Source organism: Methanohalophilus mahii DSM 5219, assembly GCF_000025865.1.
Lineage (GTDB): Archaea > Halobacteriota > Methanosarcinia > Methanosarcinales > Methanosarcinaceae > Methanohalophilus > Methanohalophilus mahii.
The window spans coordinates 1,126,556-1,144,965 of the sequence record NC_014002.1; the positions used below are offsets into that span (position 1 = coordinate 1,126,556).

An 18,410-nucleotide genomic window follows, 5' to 3' on the forward strand; every position below is an offset into this window, starting at 1 on the left:
TCTGTTATCACAGTATCCTGAAAAATTGCCTGACACAGAATAGGTGCCTGTATAGGCATCTTTAGGGATAATGATGATCAATTAAATGTACTTGTTCTAAATGTTTCTTTAAACAAAAAGAGGCATGGTCCATAACAACGGCAAGTATATAAAGGTTGCCGGTAAGCAAAGCAATCCCGTAAATTAATTTTACTAAACCCCTATATGTTTCATAACATTCCGCAAAATATTTATACCAAAGTAGCCAAACACACCAGTCTAAAAGCAAAATAAACAGGCAAACCTGGCTGGTTTAAAGTATTCTACCATTTTATTTGAGCGTTTTTTCTTTTTGCCATAAGACGAAAAACATTACCTCAGTATCCTTAGAATTCAAGATTGCCTCATCCTGTCACTGCACCTTTGGAACCGTAACATTCAACCAGAAGATTCGACCCTTTTTACGTAACCATCGATATAATCTACACTATGTAAACATAATCTTCTGGGAAGGATCACGTCATTTTCCCAATCCGTCACATGGATCTTGTTTCTCCTCAATCCCATCAGTTTCAATGAGAGAATAATCCGAGAAACCCGGCGAGTTGCCAAATTTCCATTTGAATACCTTTCTAGAATTTCTTAGCCCTATCCACCTTATCCGAAGCCACATCAGAATGTACTATTGCAGGCATGCTTAATCCCAAACAAATTGAGTATTCTCGTATATAATACAGATGATACTCAACTGGACAAAATTTTATTTCAAAACAACGGGAACAAGACCCTTATATTCAGCAGCTGTCATTATACTGACATCCATTTCCTCTGCAATATCCCACACTTTTGCAGTCCGCTCCCTGTAAAGAGGATCCCTGAGCAGGTGATGGTCGTATATAATAAGCTCCGGGACACTTTCCTTAATAATCCGGATGATATTATTTATGCTGCGATCGAGATTTGTCCTGTTGAAAAGGTAACCCAATAGATAGGTTGGAGGACCATCAAGTATCAATATATCCGGATTTTCATCAATAATCCACTGAGCATGGTCTTCGATGACCGGCCCCTGCAGATCCGATGTATGAAGTAACTTTTTACCTCCATATTCTATAATAGTAGCAATCACCCATCCTGTAGCAGAATACTCGATCCCATGGAAAAGTGGACGGCTAAAGCGCACCCTGGTATTGCCAATTTTAAATTCACAGCCATCTGAAAAATGTATTTCAGCAGATACAGGTTCTACCCATTTCTCAGATGACCAGTACTTTTGCATTTTCACAAATCGTTTTCGCCATCTTGAAATTAATTCGTCTCGTCTTTTTTGGTAATCACCAAAATCCATGGAAAAAGCTAGAGGTAAACATTCCACCGGATCTTTGTAATGACATTGCATCGGAGGAGAGTATTTTAGAGTGGTCCCTTTAAGCCGACTCAACGATTGCAGGAACTTACGGGACCTCCCCCACTGTGAATGGTTTATCCACCTGTTAGGATCCTTTATCCACATATTGCTATTGAGATATGTTTTACAGGAATCTTCATCCACCATATAATGATCAAAGTGATAATGACTGATTATGATATGTTCCGCTTCTTTCATTTCTTCTTTGATTTTATGTATAGCACTGCACAGATAGAACTGTTTTTGAGAATCCGAAAGCGGAAAACTCTTTTGCAAAATTGCAGCTCCAGGATCTATGAGTATACTTGTATCAGGAGTTTTTACAAAAATACATGATGATTTAGCTCCCATTGAATCAAAGGACACAAGCCGAAATTCCAGTTCACTCGCCTGATTCATCATAATACACCCCGTATGTAAATAACCGATTGCCGTTATACTATTAAATTCAAAACCGATTTAAAATGGATTGAATCACTGAAAAATAATCAAATACCCACAGACTCATCTTTCTTACTGCCTGTTTCCTGTTCTTTCACAACATCTTTCTGCTGTGCGACTGCTTCTGCATGCGCAACTGCCCCACGAAGCCCTTTTCGCCTTCTGTCAAGGGAGCGCAAGGATTTACCTCTGCCGTATAGCAAGAGTACATCATTAACTTCAATACGTGTGGATGCTACAGGGGCCCCAATATATTTACCCCCGGGTTTCTGGATACCAAGAATCAACACTCCCTCATCCACAAGGTTCAACTCCTTCAGGATTTTACCGGCCAGCCAGTCTTCAGAACCAACTTCCAGTTCTGAAACCTGATAATCCCCACCCAGATAAATCAAACTTGCAGAATCTGATGTCTGAATGTCGGTCCATCTGGTAAGAGAAAAAGTGATAACACGACTGAGGAACCTATCAACTTTATTACTACGTGTAAAGATTAAAATTGATAACATACCAAGTGTAATGACTACGACATAACTTAGCAATGTATCAGAAGCAGGATTCAGGAAGACAAGTACCATAGAAGCCATCAGAGTAATTATTCCTGCATTCCCCACAAGCATAAGTAACATCAGTATCCTGCGGCGTACAGGATGATTCATTATTTTTTCGGATTCCGTGGTTGTAAATCCCGCACCTGAAAGTGCAGATCTCGCCTGAAAACGTGCGACTTCACGGGAAAGGCCGGTTAGGGTTAACGCAATCGTGGCTATACGATTGATAAAAAGAGACAAAATAATTACCGCAAAAACCGTAATAAATGCCGTGATCATTTCGAGTTTGCTCCTTGCATCCTATTAGAACTAAAGACATTTATCATTATCTAAATCAAAAAGAGCAATGAAATTTAAGAAAAATAATAGGAGAGGAGGAAAATTATGGCAATTCAGTGAATTGCCCTTTAATGATCAGCCGATAAGATTGGCATAAGCGGTCAACCTGTACAGAGAAAACAATCCAAATGCCAGGATAACCATTATGAAAACCATCTCATTACTCATCATGCTATGGTTTGCCTGTCTGGTAAAATCCCCATTCTCAAGTACAGATTCATTTTGGTAAATTTCCATTTACTAACCTCCGTTTATCAATTATCACATATACTGTGATGTTTAATCATTACAAATATCTATAATGATTTATCATTAATAAACTTTTCTACCTCTTATAAATCACACCAAAAATTTGCCGGTATCAGCAATTAAATACTGTGAAAAGCTCGCATGTATGCCATTTACAGATAATCCAATTTTTCTGTATCCCAGAATGGCAACTACATTATGTGCAAAGCCTCATCAATTCGACAAAGGCTTAAGAAAAGATAGCAGCAAGCAAATCTTTGTGTCGAGTATGTATATCTGGAATAAATAAAAACAGTTATACATGGATAAATGGGGAAAATACCGAATCAATGATGCACATTGCCATTACGGAACAAACTCGATCTTCATGACAATGGCTTTAAGGCCCACCACCAGAATCAGTAATAACATACAGAGATTGCAGGAGAACATGGACAGGAATAATGTCAAAAACTGTGTTCTTTTTGCACAACCCGAACCTTCAAACACTTTCGGACATTTCTGGAAAGGCCTATTATATCATCTCAAAAACAAATCTCCAGACCCTGATGAACCATACTCTGGCTGGAAGATAGATTATACCAGAGCAAACGATGAAATATGGGCAATTGATGATGATCGGGTCGCGTTTATACCATTCATAGCTGCAAATGATAGTGCCAAAAATATTGCAAAATATGAAGATGAAAACGAAAATCCTCCTGCAGGGATAAAGTATTACGGAATCTATGGAAACATGCCTGATGATTCAATTCTGAGTTATATGAATGAAAACTGTATGAACCTTCTTTTGCACATCCCGATGGCGTGCAGTAAAAACCCTTATCGATTGCTGGATAAAGTAGAAAAATACCCGGATATTAATTTTCAGCTTGCACATCTGGGGGATGGTATCCCTGAAATTATAAAAGCAGTTGGCGATCTTGACAATCTCTATCTGGATACTGCAATGTCAAACCATGAAGCATACAGGTACATGTACGAAAATAATGGCACGACTACTGAGGATATAATAACCAGCCAGCCCGAAGGAAAAGTCCTTTTTGGTTCAGATGAACCCTGGGGAAACCTGCAGGAACAACTCCAGGTCATAATTAAACTACAGGAAGACGGAAACTTTTCAGCGAAGGATGTTGACAGGGTGTTGTACCAAAATGCAGCACATCTATGGGATTTCTGAACTGCAGGATAACTTAAAATAATAGCACATCCCAAACTATTATTGCCGTACTCTATTTAATTATGATTCTTTAAAGGAGGATAAGTATGGCAAAAAAGATGTGTGCCTGGAAAAAAGATGATATAAAAGAAAATACGAAGGAATTTAAAAAACTGATCAAGAATCCATCTTATTACTGTATGAAATGTGGCCGGGCCGCAAAGGATGACAAGAACCTCTGCAAAGCCAAAAAACTTTGAACAGGTAGTCAAAAGTTACCCAAAACAGTGGATTATCAGATATCCAGATCTTCTATGTTTTCCCTTATGCTTGCTGAAGATTCTTTTAGTGCATGTTCCTGTTCTTCTGTCAGTTCCAACTCTATTATACCTTCAATACCATCACAACCAATTTTGGCAGGTACACCGAAATATATTCCTTTCTGGCCGTATTCCCCTTGCAGGTAAGCAGAAACAGGCAGGATTCTCTTTTCATCTCTCAGGATTGATTCCACCATCTGCACTATGGCAGCTGAGGGCGCATAAAAAGCGCTACCCTGTTTGAGAAGAGCAACGATTTCAGCACCGCCATGAATTGTACGTTCTACAAGCCCTGCAATAACATCTTCTCCAAGCAATTCTGGCAGAGGCGTCCCGAATACTGAAGAATGCTGGGGCAGGGGAAGCATCTGGTCCCCATGACCACCTATCACCATTGCTTCAACATCTCTTTTGGAGTAGGCAAGCTCATCGGCAATAAAACTGGCAAAACGTCCCGTATCAAGTATTCCACTCATTCCAAACACACGATTTGGTTCAAAGCCAGTTATTTCCAGGGCCACATAAGTCATGATATCAAGAGGATTGGTAACAGCAATAACAATCGATTTAGGTGCATATTGCTTGATTTTCTCACAAACATCTTTCATGATCTTAGTATTGATATTTATCAGATCAGCTCGGCTCATACCGGGTTTTCTTGCAGCACCGGCAGTTATGATTACAATATCTGAATCAACAATGTCCGCATAGTCATTACTGCCTTTAATTTTAGTATCATATCCTACTATAGCTCCTGCCTGCATCAGGTCCAGGGCTTTTCCCTGAGGTAAACCTTCAACTATATCCACAAGGACAATGCTACCGAACTCCATTTCGGCAAGTCTCTGCACAGTAGTTGCACCAACATTCCCTGCTCCTATTACTGAGATTTTAGCCATTGCAAAAGCACCTTTGATGTGATTTTATTAAGAGAATACCAAATTAGAATTTTTTATAATTAAACCTATTCTTTTGCTATTAATATTGCTTCTCCATATATATAGAGGTGTTTTTTGAAAACATTGGTTTAAAATATGCAGAAAATATAACTGGAGATGGTATATCGAATGAGAATTAACCAAAAACGGTGATAATGTGCAAGATATCCTGATTTTCGTAATAACCATCGTATTAATAACAATTCTTCTCTGGAAGATTAGATTGCCTCCTTTCCTTGTCCTGACAGGTGCAGCCCTTTTTTACGGTATATTCAGCGGGATGCAGCAAAACGCAATCGCAATGGCTACACAGGGTGCAGGCAGGATATTTGCACTCCTTGCAATTCCTATTTTTTCAGGGTCACTGATTGCCCTGGTAATAAGACAGGAAAATTTTGCTCAGCGGATCGTCTCGGATATGCAAAAAATATCCTCACGACCCACCCTCATATCTGCTATTACAGGTTACCTGCTATCCATCCCCCTCATGTGTTGCCTGACAGCTTATGTGGTAATGATTCCTCTTGTTGAAAACCTGAAAGTAAACTCCGGGATCAGGAAGAAATGTTATTATGCGACCGCGATAGGAAGTACACTTTCATTTGTCCTTCTGTATCCCCTTCCTGTTATGTACAGTATTACAAGAAGTCTTAATTTTAATGTTGATGCTGGCTTCAACCTGGCTGCGATCACTATATCTATACTTCTTTTTATCTTTGGATACCTGCTTATTTCAAAAAGAGGTAGCCACAAAGATAGATGGAAAGAAAGAGAATTGACAGGAAAAGAGTCACCTATTGGTTGGGTTCCATTAATACTGCCCATTGTTTTCCTGACAATTGGCCATTTTTTGCCGGGAGCTTCACTACTGGCGGACATCAATCTTGCTATTATTATTGCAGCCAGTGCGTCCCTGTTACTGGTAAAAAAGGAAAATCTGGATATAGTTTTTGAAAAAGGCACCCGCAACGCCGGCATTATATTGCTGGACCTTTGCGGTGCCGGGGCACTTGGAGGAGTGATTGCTGCAAGTTCATTTGCAGAAAATACCTATAATCTTATCGGACACCTAATACCTGCTCTTTTCATTCCGTTTCTTTTCGCCGCAATAATCCAGACGGCGCAGGGCTCCAGGGCCGTTACTGCGATAATAACTTCATCCATACTCGCCTACAGCCCCTATGTTTCAGATGTGGCAACCATTCCCCTGATATTGATGATTTCAGCGGGCACAATGGTATTTTCCTATGTTACAGATCCGTTTTTCTGGCTGATCCAGAGAACCACGGGCGATGATGTGAAAACGGTAGTATCGAGTTATACTATTCCACTTGCCATACTGGGTATATTACTATTCACTTCAGTCCTCCTCCTTGATTACTTCCTGTTCTGAAGTGACAACAAATATTAACCAGTAAAAAAGACCAAAGATTATGGATAAACAAATAATCAAAATCATAAAAGGCGACATCACCGAACAGAAAGTTGATGTTATTGTTAATGCGGCCAACAATTCCCTGCTAGGCGGAGGAGGGGTTGATGGAGCAATACACAAAGCTGCAGGACCTAAACTGCTGGAAGAGTGCAGGGCACTGAATGGATGTCCAACAGGTGAAGCAAAAATCACACACGGCTATGACCTGCCGGCAAAATGGGTCATACACACAGTGGGACCTGTCTGGCACGGCGGAAACAATGACGAGGACAAAATGCTGGCCAAATGTTACAGGAATTGCCTTAAGCTGGCGGCAGAAAAAGGAATAAAAACAATCGCCTTCCCCTCAATAAGCACCGGAGCCTACCATTTTCCTATACAGCGGGCAGCTGAAATAGCGATAAATGAAGTGATCGATTTTCTGGAAGAAAAACCGGTTTTTGAGAAGATAGTATTTGTATGTTTTAACGATGAAGCATACAGTAATTTCAGCAGGACACTTGATGAGAGAATAAAATAAACAAAGCAGTATATAGAAATGATCGGAATTATTATGATTTACCTGCAATGTAACCTTCAGATAGAACAATGGATTGGACTTTCATACAGGAAATTCAACATAAAGCATTATAAAAAGGAAAGTTAAGAAAGGAGTCCAGTGAATCTATTCAGCAAAAATGATTTTATTTCAGCCCACCTTCGTGGAAACATGTGAGGAAGTGTTACAAACAAAATAACAATCATTGCAAATTTTGCGATATTCCAAATCAACCCAATTTGGATAGGAGATTTTGATACAATATCCACAACACCCGCTATACCTGCTAACATGGAGATGATGCCCTCTGCAAGTAAAAAAAAACTCTGAATAAGATGCTGATACCTTTCACCATTTAACTATTGAACTTTTTTAAGTTGAACCCCTATTTGATCAATAAATGTGTTTTCAGTAGACGTTTGAGCGTCTCCATTATCCCACTCAAAGAGCTGATCAATCGCTGATTTCTCATTTATATAAATCTTTGATCTGACAAACATAAGTGCAGACTCATAAATACTGAAAAATAAACAAAACAATGCCAAAACTATGAAAGCAAACGACCAAATCCCTATATTATTTTGTGAATGTGTTATTGCTTCTAGGGTTTCTGTTAGTACTATGCTCAACGATGTTAAAAAGAAACCAATAATAACACTCGAGATTGTGGCAATATATTTGGCCTTAGTTTCTAAATTCCGGCCTCTTTCCCATTCCATTTGAAAAAGGTTAAATGCGCGATCATCTGCATCCACAATATCACTCACTTGATTCAGCAATTTGCTCAAAGTATATGTCATCCAATAGATGGAATTGATCTACTTTATTCACCAACTTCTTGTTCAATCCATGCGAAAAAGCTGCCAAATATACCTGCTTACCCATCCGAATTGCTTCGTTGATTACCGGCAAATAGTCTCCGTCTCCAGCAAATAAATACACGGTATCAATGTTATTATTGTATACTTGAGATAAGATGTCTACAGTCATTTGGATATCTACACCTTTGCTCTGCGCCCGTTTTTTCGGTTTCTTAAAAACCACTGGATAAAGGTTATGTGGTAGTTTGGACCTAGGGGGTCTCGCATAGGCCAATTTCTTAATTTGATCTATTATGGTTTCATCGGATCCTGTAATATAGGTATAATAGTTTGCCCTGATAATTTCATGAAACTGTGGGTTGACAACCGAATTAATGTGCCAAACAAAGACATCTTTTTCATGTTGAACAGGATCATTAGGTACTTTTCCATTCTTTAACAAACTTAGATAATTGAAGACAAGGTTTTCACCGTCTATGAATACCATCATTCTTCTGTAAGAAGGGACAGGGGTAGGTCCATATACAGGATTTGATAGTGGCAAAATGAGTACATCCATAATTGATTGTATCTACATCAATAATACAATAATAACTAATTAATTTATCCTTAAATTGACCACTGTTAATTGTACAAAATTATTCAATATTACTACTCGTTTTAAAATAGGACATATATACATAAAATTTTAATGTATGGAGTGATCAGTTTGTTATATGGTCATATGGAACAAAATTCGTCATTATCTAACAAGAAACAAAATTTTTTTTGAAACTTTGGTTATGGTTACAATTGCATTAATGTCAATTTGGGTAGGATTGAGTGCAAATGAAATCGCGGACAGTCAATTGCGAGTAGAAAAACTCAATCATCAGCCTATTTTTGAATTTGATGAATACAAAGATTCCACAAAATCATTTATGTGGCTAAGCATTTACAACAATGGTTACCCAGTTGAAAGTATAGAAATTTGTGAACCAATTGTTCTATTTGAGATTCATTATAATGATGAAGATCAATTTGATAAAACCAAATCATTTGTGTTGAAAGGTTTCTATGATGTATCTAAGACAGTAAATCTCAATAATGGTGAATTATTCAGATTTGGAAACACTTGGAATGACCACACTTATAAAAACTTCAATTCTACCTATAAAGGAGAAGAGGGCAATTTTTATAAATACATGGAACTTGTACAAAATATATGTGAAGCTGATGAAGGAAACCACGTATATAGTTGTAGCATTTCCACTTTTATTCAAATAAAATATACAGATATGTATGGTGATACATATGAAAGACTTTATTCCACTAATGGCGTGACTCTCTATAAAATAAATGATAATAATTTTAAAAATACAATGAATTATATTTAAAAAATAAAAGATAATGGATATGTTATTGATCTCAACAATTATTCAACTGAACATCTACATAAAAATTTATAAGAATTGATTTGTTTTTATACTACATATAAAATAAAATGCTAAACATGTGCAGCTTATGTAAATTACGATAATGGCGAATACGGTATAAAAATCACAAATGCGAGCTATGAATCTCGTTATCCAATTCGTCTGACTTTAACAGAAACAATGAAAGCAGAGAAATTTAGGGGAAATGATAAACAACATCACGCAACAATGAAGGTTTTGTCATCAAGTCCTTTTCCCATTCTTCACTTTCAAATATGCTCCACATGATTTTGCAAATGGGCATGTTTGACGGTCTTCTCGTTCAAACCAATCATAAGAATTACAAACTCCACTATTGAAATCCGTTGCTTCATAAGGTGAAACTAACCTTTGATACAACAACCCTCCAAAGATTCCACAAAATTGAACTGTTTGGTTATCTTCTAGAGTTTTATTTAATTCATGAAAAATAGTATTAACAAACAAAATTATTTGCTTTTCATATGTTGTGAGGTCACGAAACACATCATTTGTCACAAGTGTGTTGGTAGGCATTTGAGCTATGTTGGTATGAAAGTATTCTATTTTTCCAGCTTTTCCTTTGCTACAATCACCAATTCCTTTATGCGTAATAGCCGTTCGGATTTTCCTTAATTCTAAAAACCAATCCTTATAGGCTTCTTTTAATGCTTTTCTTATTTTAAAAGGGACACGTTCATCAGTAATTTCTTCTGACGCATGCTTAAAGTATTTTGAAGTTTTGCGACCTTTCATACCATCGTATTTTCCATAAACAAGATTTAGTACTCGTGTTGTACAATCCAAAATGGAGTAAAGCTCACAGTACATTGTTTCAATGATTGCGGCTAGTTTTTTATGTTGAGAATAAGAACTAAAACCTTCTTTTTTCACTTGCTCAGTATCGATATCTAACGTAATCATCAAGTCATCTGCCATTTTTTTCAAAAAACTATATTTCAAATGATGGCCGCAAACTCCCTGCAATACTGAAGAAGCATCTGAATAAAGTGGATACTCATGTTGAGTAAATTTAACATATTTATCTACTTCACTCCATTTTTCAGGACAGAAGTGAATTAAAAGTGGTGGTGGTGGGGTTATTTTTCCATAATTAATCTTTTCTACTTCCTCATTTTAAGTTTTTTAATGCTTCAAACTGAAAAAAACTAAAATTATTTTATTTTAAACCAATTTCCCCTCTTGAAAGTAGGTATCCAATTGCAGCGCCCAAAAATCCTACCAACGCTTGCCCCTCTACAATACCCCTTAATGCAAGAAATGATGCAGCAGCAATTATTCCAGCAACAAGAAGATACATGCCAATTAGATTGATAGTCCTCTCTGTTGTTCCACGATGACCCCAATCCTTTATCAAATCGAGAACTTCATCCCACTTTATTTTATCAACCGCTGGCTGTAAATTGACTGCAGGAGCAGGACCATGGTTTAAATTACCTTTTTCGTCAATAAAGTAATTACCGGGTTCAAGCAAATGATAATCATTGTTTTCATCCACATAATATGTTCCAGATTTAATCTGCTCTTGTGACTCAGCCATGCTCATTCCCCGTTATTTTTAAATAGATAAACTTTAAACATTTTATATAAATGTTTTTGTGAAAATACATAACGTGAATGTCAGTATTGTAGTTGTTTTCTCATCCTTCTAACACCCAACTAACCAGAAAACTCATTATATTGGCTTTTCATAGAGGAATATAGAAAGGAAAGTTGAAATAACTTTAAACAAATTTTGACACATGCTATATTGGTCAATGTTGAATGATAATTCAGGAGGAATAGTTGCAATCGCCACGGTAGTGCTTGTAGTTGTTACAATTGTATATGCATGGCTAACTCATGAAACAGTTGAACAATCAAAAAAACAGCAAAAGGCAGCATACATAGAAAAACAACTTGAGAAATTATATTACCCATTGGATGACGTTATAAATTCAAACTATATGTTTTACCTCATCGACATGAACGCATATATTGAAGAGGAAAATCTTGGATGTTTAAACCCCAACACTAAGTGGCATGATATTGATGATCTAGTCCAGTATCAACATCTTGCCAGTAGTCGCTTAGAAAAACCGCTTAATGAATTGTTAGAGATGCTACGAAAATTCAATCCACAGGAAGCTGCAGAGGGTACTCACTTGAAACACTGTGTCAATGAATTAAAACAAATAGTAGCCCAAGACATTAAAGAGCTAAAAGAAGAATTACACAATTTAAATTATTGATACAATCAAATCCTCATCCCATCAGTCGCATCAAATACCCCAGATAACTTCGGTACCCTCAACTTTTCACATTGAAAGTATTAAAAGCCTCGAAAAAGCATCTACATGATCATTGGTTGGCCTCTCCGGCAAGCCTTCTAGTTCTACAAGAAACCCATTATTCCAGAAGCCACGCACTATTTGAGATTCCTGTTTGAAACAATAGAAAGTAACAATGGATAACCAAAAATATTCAATTCGTGCCCTTCCACTCAATTGAAAACCAATTCATCTTACTTTTTGGAAAGAACAAAAATAATATTATTCCAGTGACAATTACTTCCAAAAACATAGAAGTTATATACGTATAAAATATTCAAAAGTTATTTATCTTAGGAACTCGTAGGGAGTATTGCAGATAAAGATAGCCTGCTCTATATGATGGGGGTATATGAGCGGGCTGGGGGAGTGGGGGTACTAAAAAAGATATTTTGTGCCCGCTCATTAATGAGCTTAACAAGAGTATAGTAATATATATAGATTGTGATTTTATATTCATCAATTATAAGCCTGATATATTCAAGAGTTGTGACCCATTCATAGACTACGCACATAGCACAATAAATAAAGTCATGCTGTAGTTGTAATTTCATGAAATCAGGCTGATAAAATATTATAGGAGTTGATGATCTTAACACGAAAATATTTGGGAATAATGGCTGATTCCCACGACAATTTAGATATGATACGCAAAGCTATGGACTTCTTCAATGAAAAACAGGTCTCTGCTGTGCTCCATGCCGGAGACCTCGTATCACCTTTCAACGTAAAAGGATTCACGGAACTGGAGGCTCCTCTTCACCTTGTATTTGGAAATAACGAGGGAGACAGGATTACTATAAAGGAATGGTTTGCAAAACAGGGAGCAAACGTATGTGGTGATTTTGGCACAATGGATATAGAGGGTTTGCATATTGCCCTCCTACACGGGATCAACGAAGAAGAAATTGAGGCTCTTGCTGCATCCGGTCATTTTGATCTCATTGTCAGGGGACATACCCACCAGGCAGGCAGCCACATGATCGGCAACACACGAGTGATAAATCCCGGGGAAACTGCCGGAGTACTTACGGGAAAAGCTACTGTTGCACTGGTGGACCCCAAAACAAAGGAAACCGAGATAATTGAACTATAAAAGAAGGAAGGAGGCGTGGTCTGACAACAACGCCCTTTAAGGTCTGCAAAACAGACATAGTATTACAAAAAATGTCTATTGTAATACTTAATTTTACTTTTCTGTTATTTTTCGATAAATACCTTTTGGCCCGTTTGTTTAATCCCTGTTTATCCTGCTCTTTTCGAAAAGTTCAAGTATGTTACTTGCTAACACCCCCCATCATAAAAGAGGTGTAAAAATGTTAGGCATAGAGGACCCCTACATATGGAGTGCATATGTTCTGTGCATAATAAGTGCCATCGCCTGCATGGCATATGGAATTGCAAAATGGAATGAAGAGGAGGAAGAGGATTGCCTGTAAGCCCGGTAGTTCTTGGTGTAATCGTTCTGGTCTATCTGATGATAGTCTTCTATTGTGGATGGATAGCCTACAAACGTACAAGAGAAGTTGACGATTACATGCTTGCAGGGCGGAAAGTGCATCCTTACATACTTGCCCTTTCCTACGGAGCGACATTTATCAGTACATCCGCAATCGTTGGTTTCGGAGGAGTTTCCGCAACGTTGGGAATGGGTACCCTCTGGCTTGTCTTTATGAATATCGTGGTCGGGATATTTGTGGCCTTTGTCCTTTTCGGATCACGCACACGGCGTATAGGTGTGAACCTGGGGGCCGTCACATTCCCCGAACTGCTGGGAAAACGTTTCAACTCAAAATTCATACAGGGTTTTTCGGGCACCCTGATCGGAGTGTTCATGCCCCTTTACGCAGGTATTGTACTCATCGGAGGAGCCCGGTTCATGGAAACATCCCTGGGAATCAATTATGACGTGGCCGTATTTATCCTCACTATTATTGTTGCAGCCTATGTAATAACAGGAGGGTTGCTGGCAGTTATGTACACAGACGCCATGCAGGGAACCCTGATGCTTGGGGGCATGACTGTACTGCTCATACTAACCTATGTTAACCTCGGTGGAATTACACAAGCCCATCAGGCCCTCACCGACATGGCATCAATGATACCGGCAGGTTTAGCCGCTGGTGGACATACTGGCTGGACATCAATGCCTGCATTTGGCACACCGATATGGTGGACAATGGTATCTACAATTATACTTGGCGTGGGAATCGGTGTACTGGCACAACCCCAGCTGGCCGTGCGATTCATGACAGTAGATAGTAAAAAATCTCTCAATAGGGCAGTATTTGCCGGTGGACCTTTTATTCTCATGATGGCCGGGGTTGCCTATATAGTAGGTGCCCTTTCCAATGTGTATTTCCTCGATACGCAGGGCCAGATTGCATTGGATGTGGCAGGAGGTAATATGGACCGCATCATACCGGAGTACATAAACAGTGCTACACCGGACCTTTTCGTTGCAATTTTCATGGTAACCCTGCTAGCAGCTGCTATGTCAACTCTCAGTTCCCAATATCATACCATGGGAACTGCTATCGGCCATGACTTTTATAAAGAATTCCTCAAGGGTGGTAGATCCGGAAAGACCATATCCGTAACCAGACTGGGAATCGCTGTTACAATCATACTGAGTGTTATCCTTGCCTACATGCTACCAATCAGCATAATTGCCCGTGGCACAGCTATTTTCTTCGGCCTGTGCGCGGCTGCCTTCCTGCCCGCCTATGCAGGAGCGCTGTTCTGGCCTCGTATGACCAGGGAAGGAGCGATTGCAAGTCTTCTTGCGGGAACATTCAGCAGCCTTTTCTGGCTGACCTTTGTACATGCAAAAGAAGCCGCTCCCCTGGGGATATCAAAGGCTATTTTTGGAACAGAAACCCTACTTACCGGTACATGGACAGTTGTGGACCCGATACTTGTTGCAACTCCCATTGCTGCCATAACCGCCGTTTTAGTAAGCTTGGCTACCAGGCCAATGCCAGAGGAACATCTCGACAAATGTTACAGGGGATGTATCAAAAGATAAGGCCAAAAGGCGCAATCTTAAAATCCTTTCCCTTTTCTTTTTTATACAGGTGATTTAACCTGCCAACCCTAACAATAATAGCCTGCAGGATGTTCGAAGATGAGATAACATGTCTCATAGAAGAGGACAATTCGGTAGACAATGTGATCATAGTCGAAAATGATGAATCATATGGCATCAGGGATAAACTCAGCAAAGCAGGAGTGGACGTTGAAACAAAAACCATGGTGAGTTTGCTGAATAATCCATTGCCCGATAAACAATTCAATATAGTTATCCAGATACTTGAATTTGCCCTGCATGCAACCCCAAAGAAACTCAAGGATGAGGTATACACAAATACCAGGAGATTGACACCCATATCTGATGGTATATTACTTTTTTACGGTTTGTGTGGCAATGTACTGTCAGATATAGAGGAAGATTTTGCCGACCATCCATGTCCGGTAGGAATACTAAAAGAAAATAACGGGGAAACAATCGATGACTGTATCGGTGCCGTGCTTGGCGGCAGACAGGAATATCTCGACACCCTCAAGAGTTTCAAAGGAGAAGGGGCTTTTTTCCTGACCCCTATGTGGGCAGCCAACTGGAGGGATATGCTGGTTTCTTCAGGATTTAGCAAAGATAAAAACGACATTGAAAAATCGAGATATGTCTTTAATGAAGTCGGTTACAAGCATGTAGCAAAGGTTGACACTGGATTTAATTATGAAAAGGATTTCCATCAAAAGGTCGATGAGTTCGCGGATTTATTTGACTTTGATATACTGCATGTACCGCCAAACCTGAATACTTTGAGGCAGTGCTACAGTAATTTCAAAAAAGAATTATATTGACCCAAAGGATACGGGTGTTTTCCATAAAGTTATTAAAGGTAATTCCTATTCTTTAGCGGACAATTAATCAGGTGATGAATTGACACGCATACTTGCAACAGGAACCTTTGATATACTGCACCCGGGACATCTCTACTATCTGGAACAGGCCCGGAAGTATGGTAATGAATTATACGTCCTTGTTGCACGGGACTCAACAATCGAACATAAACCTAAACCCATAGTTCCTGAAAAACAGCGGCTTGAAATGGTTAAAGCTTTAAGGGTTGTGGACCATGCCCTTCTGGGAAGTGAAGAGGATATGTTCAAACCTCTCAAAGAGGTACAACCTGATATTATCGTACTGGGACACGACCAGGTATTCGATGAAAAAGAACTTGAAGATAAACTTCAAAAAAGAGGATTCAATACAAAGGTAGTACGCCTGGGAAAACCCCATCAATGTACCCTTTGCAGCAGTGGTAGAATTATAAAAAGAATTCTGGAAAGGAAGAGAACAGAATTATAAAAGGCAATTCTCAATCCTTTCAAGTGCCTCTCTTATCCTTTCCTGTGAAATAGCATATGAAAGCCTCACGAAATTGTTACCACTTGAACCGAAAGCTGAACCCGGGGTAGCGGCAACGTGGGCATCAGAAAGCAATTTCTCAGCAATCTCTTCACCATTCCCATATTCGCTTACATCCGCAAATGCATAGAATGCACCCGTGGGACGGTTACAATGTATACCTATATCATTCAATCCATCTACAAGGATATCCCGGCGTTGCCTGAATTCAGCTACCATGTCCTCAACAGGTTGCTGGTCGCCTTCCAGTGCCTCAATGGCACCATATTGAGCAAACGTTGTAGCACTGCTGACAGAATGTGACTGGATTTTCTGGAAATCATGAAGGAAAGTTTCATTTGCAGCTAAATATCCTAACCTCCAGCCTGTCATCGCATAGGATTTGGAAAAGCCATTTACAGTAATAGTACGGTCCTGCATCCCTTCCATGGCACCGATACTGTAATGTTTTTCATCATAAAGTATCTTTTCATATATCTCATCAGAGAGGACCAGAAGATCATGATCAATAGCAAGATCTGCTATTTCCTTTAATTTGTCCTTGCCAAAAACACCACCTGTAGGATTGCACGGGGAATTGACAACTATCAGACGTGTTTTATCTGTGATGTGATCTCCAATATCATAAGGAAGAAAGCCATTTTCCGGGTCTGTAGGCACCCATTTAGGGTTTGCTCCTGCAAGTTTGATGCATGGTTCATAGGAAACCCAAGCAGGATCGAACAGTATAGCCTCATCACCATCATCAAGTACAGACATCATCACTTCGAATATTGCCTGCTTGGCTCCCGGTGTGACCATCACATTGGATGCATCCAGATTCAGATTGTTCTCTGTTTGTAGTTTCTTGGCTATAGCTTCGCGCAGCGGTTTGATGCCCGGAGAGGGAGAATAATGAGTTTCTCCGCTATAAAGCGCCTTGCATGCAGCATCACTGATGTGTTTTGGTGTATCAAAATCAGGTTCACCCAAACTAAAGCTGATTACATCAATGCCATCCTGCTTGAGCTGATTTGCTATATTGGCTATACGGATTGTCGGGGATTCAGCCACACGGGCCAGTCTTGAAGATGCCATTGATAGCCCCTATGAATTTATTTAGAGACGCCTGATAAGTTTTACCGCAGCCTCTACAGCCCTCTTGGAATAATCGACCCTCTGGTGAGCCTCCATACGACTCATACCGGGACCTGCAATGCCAAGAGTAACGGGCTTGTTGTATTCCAGAGACAGGTCAGTAATCTTTCTTGAAGCATGCTGGACCACTATGTCATCGTGACCCGTTGCACCTTCTATCACCGAACCAATGGTTACAACTGCATCGATATCATCCTTTTCACAAAGTTTCTTGATTGCAAGCGGCATATCGTAAACACCGGGCACAAGAATGGTATCTGTCACTTCTGCCCCCAGGAATTTCGCATGTTCTATACCAAGCAATTCCATCTGGTAGGTAAGATCCCTGTTAAACTCCGCTACCACAAATCCCAGTCTGATTGTCATTATATTGTTCTCCAATGCAGATTTTGCTTCCTAATCATACTTATAAATTATAAAATCAATTTCTCATCCACGCAGGCTTCCAACGTCCTCAAAACCCTGCCTCTGGCCCGTACCTGCCTGTTTTACAAGCTTCTCAGGCTTAAAGAGAAGGTCCACGACATTACGGGCATGCTCACGTGCACGGTTCTCCATCAGAAAAGCAAGCTCCTTCTCATCCTTGCCTTCATCTTCATGAACAAAAACCTCAATAATATGCGTATTTGTCATAAGCTGGGCCTGGATGATACCCGTGGAAGCCTCATGTGCACACATTTTATCTTTTTCCGCAGCACCGGGCATTCCCAGAGCCATGACTATTTCACAGCCCTGCTCTTCGATAAGCTTTTTAGAAGCCACCGGCAGGTCCTTTATACCCGGAACTGTGATCCGAATTATACGGGCTGAAACATACTGCTTGATCTCATCCACAGCAGCACTGCCCATATCAAAACGTGCAAATGTCGTGTCTACAATACCTATGATTTTCATAAT

Annotated in this window: 22 protein-coding genes; 11 read left to right on the plus strand and 11 right to left on the minus strand. The window is 39.4% G+C overall.

Annotated features, from left to right (window positions below; translation table 11 throughout):
• Positions 1–739: 739 nt before the first annotated feature.
• The 3 genes from MMAH_RS05520 to MMAH_RS10490 form a co-directional block, all read right to left on the minus strand.
• Complete coding sequence (locus tag MMAH_RS05520; protein WP_013037552.1) at positions 740–1,789, minus strand: MBL fold metallo-hydrolase; 1,050 nt, start codon at positions 1,787–1,789, stop codon at positions 740–742.
• A gap of 86 nt (positions 1,790–1,875) precedes the next feature.
• Positions 1,876–2,658: a TrkA C-terminal domain-containing protein gene (locus MMAH_RS05525; protein ID WP_013037553.1), complete on the minus strand. Its 783-nt coding sequence runs from the start codon at positions 2,656–2,658 to the stop codon at positions 1,876–1,878.
• A gap of 135 nt (positions 2,659–2,793) precedes the next feature.
• Positions 2,794–2,955, minus strand: a complete 162-nt coding sequence (locus MMAH_RS10490; protein ID WP_013037554.1) for a hypothetical protein — start codon at positions 2,953–2,955, stop codon at positions 2,794–2,796.
• A 313-nt stretch (positions 2,956–3,268) separates the two neighbouring features.
• Between MMAH_RS10490 and MMAH_RS05530 the strand changes: the two genes are divergently transcribed.
• On the plus strand, positions 3,269–4,147 hold the full coding sequence (locus tag MMAH_RS05530; RefSeq protein WP_048902141.1) for an amidohydrolase family protein: 879 nt from the start codon (positions 3,269–3,271) through the stop codon (positions 4,145–4,147).
• 86 nt (positions 4,148–4,233) lie between these two features.
• On the plus strand, positions 4,234–4,386 hold the full coding sequence (locus tag MMAH_RS10595; RefSeq protein ID WP_013037556.1) for a hypothetical protein: 153 nt from the start codon (positions 4,234–4,236) through the stop codon (positions 4,384–4,386).
• A 35-nt stretch (positions 4,387–4,421) separates the two neighbouring features.
• On the opposite strand, the gene mdh is transcribed toward MMAH_RS10595, so the two are convergent.
• Positions 4,422–5,345, minus strand: a complete 924-nt coding sequence (mdh, locus tag MMAH_RS05535; RefSeq protein WP_013037557.1) for a malate dehydrogenase — start codon at positions 5,343–5,345, stop codon at positions 4,422–4,424.
• 196 nt (positions 5,346–5,541) lie between these two features.
• Between mdh and MMAH_RS05540 the strand changes: the two genes are divergently transcribed.
• Both MMAH_RS05540 and MMAH_RS05545 read left to right on the plus strand, forming a co-directional pair.
• Positions 5,542–6,777 (plus strand): GntP family permease, encoded by a 1,236-nt coding sequence (locus tag MMAH_RS05540; RefSeq protein ID WP_013037558.1) that lies wholly within the window; start codon positions 5,542–5,544, stop codon positions 6,775–6,777.
• Positions 6,778–6,817: 40 nt separating this feature from the next.
• Entirely contained in the window at positions 6,818–7,339 is a 522-nt protein-coding gene (locus MMAH_RS05545) for an O-acetyl-ADP-ribose deacetylase (protein WP_013037559.1), read from the plus strand.
• Positions 7,340–7,716: 377 nt separating this feature from the next.
• On the opposite strand, the gene MMAH_RS05555 is transcribed toward MMAH_RS05545, so the two are convergent.
• Together MMAH_RS05555 and MMAH_RS05560 are read right to left on the minus strand one after the other, a co-directional pair.
• Positions 7,717–8,124 (minus strand): hypothetical protein, encoded by a 408-nt coding sequence (locus tag MMAH_RS05555; protein WP_048902144.1) that lies wholly within the window; start codon positions 8,122–8,124, stop codon positions 7,717–7,719.
• The gene (locus MMAH_RS05560) at positions 8,117–8,737 is read right to left on the minus strand and encodes an NYN domain-containing protein (RefSeq protein WP_013037561.1); all 621 of its coding nucleotides are present in this window, start codon (positions 8,735–8,737) and stop codon (positions 8,117–8,119) included. The genes MMAH_RS05555 and MMAH_RS05560 overlap by 8 nt, the downstream gene beginning before the upstream one ends.
• A 223-nt stretch (positions 8,738–8,960) precedes the next feature.
• On the opposite strand from MMAH_RS05560, the gene MMAH_RS05565 reads away from it, so the two are divergent.
• Positions 8,961–9,554, plus strand: coding sequence for a hypothetical protein (locus tag MMAH_RS05565; RefSeq protein ID WP_157198702.1), 594 nt, complete (start codon positions 8,961–8,963; stop codon positions 9,552–9,554).
• Positions 9,555–9,836: 282 nt separating this feature from the next.
• On the opposite strand, the gene MMAH_RS05570 is transcribed toward MMAH_RS05565, so the two are convergent.
• Positions 9,837–10,559 carry a hypothetical protein gene (locus MMAH_RS05570; RefSeq protein ID WP_157198703.1) on the minus strand — a complete coding sequence of 241 codons (723 nt, stop codon included), beginning with the start codon at positions 10,557–10,559 and terminating at the stop codon, positions 9,837–9,839.
• Positions 10,560–10,791: 232 nt separating this feature from the next.
• Entirely contained in the window at positions 10,792–11,172 is a 381-nt protein-coding gene (locus MMAH_RS05575) for a hypothetical protein (RefSeq protein ID WP_013037564.1), read from the minus strand.
• A gap of 217 nt (positions 11,173–11,389) precedes the next feature.
• Here MMAH_RS05575 and MMAH_RS05580 point away from each other — a divergent pair, with 217 nt between their 5' ends.
• The 6 genes from MMAH_RS05580 (at position 11,390) to MMAH_RS05600 (ending at position 16,316) form a co-directional block, all read left to right on the plus strand.
• Positions 11,390–11,863, plus strand: coding sequence for a hypothetical protein (locus MMAH_RS05580; protein ID WP_013037565.1), 474 nt, complete (start codon positions 11,390–11,392; stop codon positions 11,861–11,863).
• Positions 11,864–12,557: 694 nt separating this feature from the next.
• Positions 12,558–13,037, plus strand: a complete 480-nt coding sequence (locus MMAH_RS05585) for a metallophosphoesterase (protein WP_245526265.1) — start codon at positions 12,558–12,560, stop codon at positions 13,035–13,037.
• A 220-nt stretch (positions 13,038–13,257) separates the two neighbouring features.
• On the plus strand, positions 13,258–13,380 hold the full coding sequence (locus MMAH_RS10765) for a symporter small accessory protein (RefSeq protein WP_013037568.1): 123 nt from the start codon (positions 13,258–13,260) through the stop codon (positions 13,378–13,380).
• Entirely contained in the window at positions 13,371–14,969 is a 1,599-nt protein-coding gene (locus tag MMAH_RS05590) for a sodium:solute symporter family protein (protein ID WP_013037569.1), read from the plus strand. The genes MMAH_RS10765 and MMAH_RS05590 overlap by 10 nt, the downstream gene beginning before the upstream one ends.
• 89 nt (positions 14,970–15,058) lie before the next feature.
• Entirely contained in the window at positions 15,059–15,808 is a 750-nt protein-coding gene (locus tag MMAH_RS05595; protein ID WP_013037570.1) for a DUF1638 domain-containing protein, read from the plus strand.
• A 79-nt stretch (positions 15,809–15,887) separates the two neighbouring features.
• Positions 15,888–16,316, plus strand: coding sequence for an adenylyltransferase/cytidyltransferase family protein (locus MMAH_RS05600; RefSeq protein ID WP_013037571.1), 429 nt, complete (start codon positions 15,888–15,890; stop codon positions 16,314–16,316).
• Here the strand turns inward: MMAH_RS05600 and MMAH_RS05605 are convergent.
• The 3 genes from MMAH_RS05605 to ribC form a co-directional block, all read right to left on the minus strand.
• Complete coding sequence (locus tag MMAH_RS05605) at positions 16,311–17,453, minus strand: pyridoxal phosphate-dependent aminotransferase (protein WP_013037572.1); 1,143 nt, start codon at positions 17,451–17,453, stop codon at positions 16,311–16,313. The genes MMAH_RS05600 and MMAH_RS05605 overlap by 6 nt on opposite strands.
• A 21-nt stretch (positions 17,454–17,474) precedes the next feature.
• A complete protein-coding gene (gene ribH, locus MMAH_RS05610) occupies positions 17,475–17,879 on the minus strand; it encodes a 6,7-dimethyl-8-ribityllumazine synthase (protein ID WP_013037573.1) in 405 nt (134 codons plus the stop codon).
• Between the two features lie 63 nt (positions 17,880–17,942).
• Positions 17,943–18,407, minus strand: coding sequence for a riboflavin synthase (gene ribC / locus MMAH_RS05615; RefSeq protein ID WP_013037574.1), 465 nt, complete (start codon positions 18,405–18,407; stop codon positions 17,943–17,945).
• Between the last annotated feature and the right edge of the window lie 3 nt (positions 18,408–18,410).

Excerpts from the sequence above, each read along its gene's own strand:
- MMAH_RS05560 (WP_013037561.1), bottom strand. The coding sequence starts at position 8,737 with ATGGATGTACTCATTTTGCCACTATCAAATCCTGTATATGGACCTACC.
- MMAH_RS05520 (WP_013037552.1), bottom strand. The coding sequence starts at position 1,789 with ATGATGAATCAGGCGAGTGAACTGGAATTTCGGCTTGTGTCCTTTGAT.
- mdh (WP_013037557.1), bottom strand. The coding sequence starts at position 5,345 with ATGGCTAAAATCTCAGTAATAGGAGCAGGGAATGTTGGTGCAACTACT.
- MMAH_RS05545 (WP_013037559.1), top strand. The coding sequence starts at position 6,818 with ATGGATAAACAAATAATCAAAATCATAAAAGGCGACATCACCGAACAG.
- ribH (WP_013037573.1), bottom strand. The coding sequence starts at position 17,879 with ATGACAATCAGACTGGGATTTGTGGTAGCGGAGTTTAACAGGGATCTT.
- MMAH_RS05525 (WP_013037553.1), bottom strand. The coding sequence starts at position 2,658 with ATGATCACGGCATTTATTACGGTTTTTGCGGTAATTATTTTGTCTCTT.
- ribC (WP_013037574.1), bottom strand. The coding sequence starts at position 18,407 with ATGAAAATCATAGGTATTGTAGACACGACATTTGCACGTTTTGATATG.
- MMAH_RS05605 (WP_013037572.1), bottom strand. The coding sequence starts at position 17,453 with ATGGCATCTTCAAGACTGGCCCGTGTGGCTGAATCCCCGACAATCCGT.
- MMAH_RS05575 (WP_013037564.1), bottom strand. The coding sequence starts at position 11,172 with ATGGCTGAGTCACAAGAGCAGATTAAATCTGGAACATATTATGTGGAT.
- MMAH_RS10595 (WP_013037556.1), top strand. The coding sequence starts at position 4,234 with ATGGCAAAAAAGATGTGTGCCTGGAAAAAAGATGATATAAAAGAAAAT.
- MMAH_RS05585 (WP_245526265.1), top strand. The coding sequence starts at position 12,558 with ATGGCTGATTCCCACGACAATTTAGATATGATACGCAAAGCTATGGAC.
- MMAH_RS10490 (WP_013037554.1), bottom strand. The coding sequence starts at position 2,955 with ATGGAAATTTACCAAAATGAATCTGTACTTGAGAATGGGGATTTTACC.
- MMAH_RS05580 (WP_013037565.1), top strand. The coding sequence starts at position 11,390 with ATGTTGAATGATAATTCAGGAGGAATAGTTGCAATCGCCACGGTAGTG.
- MMAH_RS05565 (WP_157198702.1), top strand. The coding sequence starts at position 8,961 with ATGGTTACAATTGCATTAATGTCAATTTGGGTAGGATTGAGTGCAAAT.
- MMAH_RS05530 (WP_048902141.1), top strand. The coding sequence starts at position 3,269 with ATGGATAAATGGGGAAAATACCGAATCAATGATGCACATTGCCATTAC.
- MMAH_RS10765 (WP_013037568.1), top strand. The coding sequence starts at position 13,258 with ATGTTAGGCATAGAGGACCCCTACATATGGAGTGCATATGTTCTGTGC.
- MMAH_RS05595 (WP_013037570.1), top strand. The coding sequence starts at position 15,059 with ATGTTCGAAGATGAGATAACATGTCTCATAGAAGAGGACAATTCGGTA.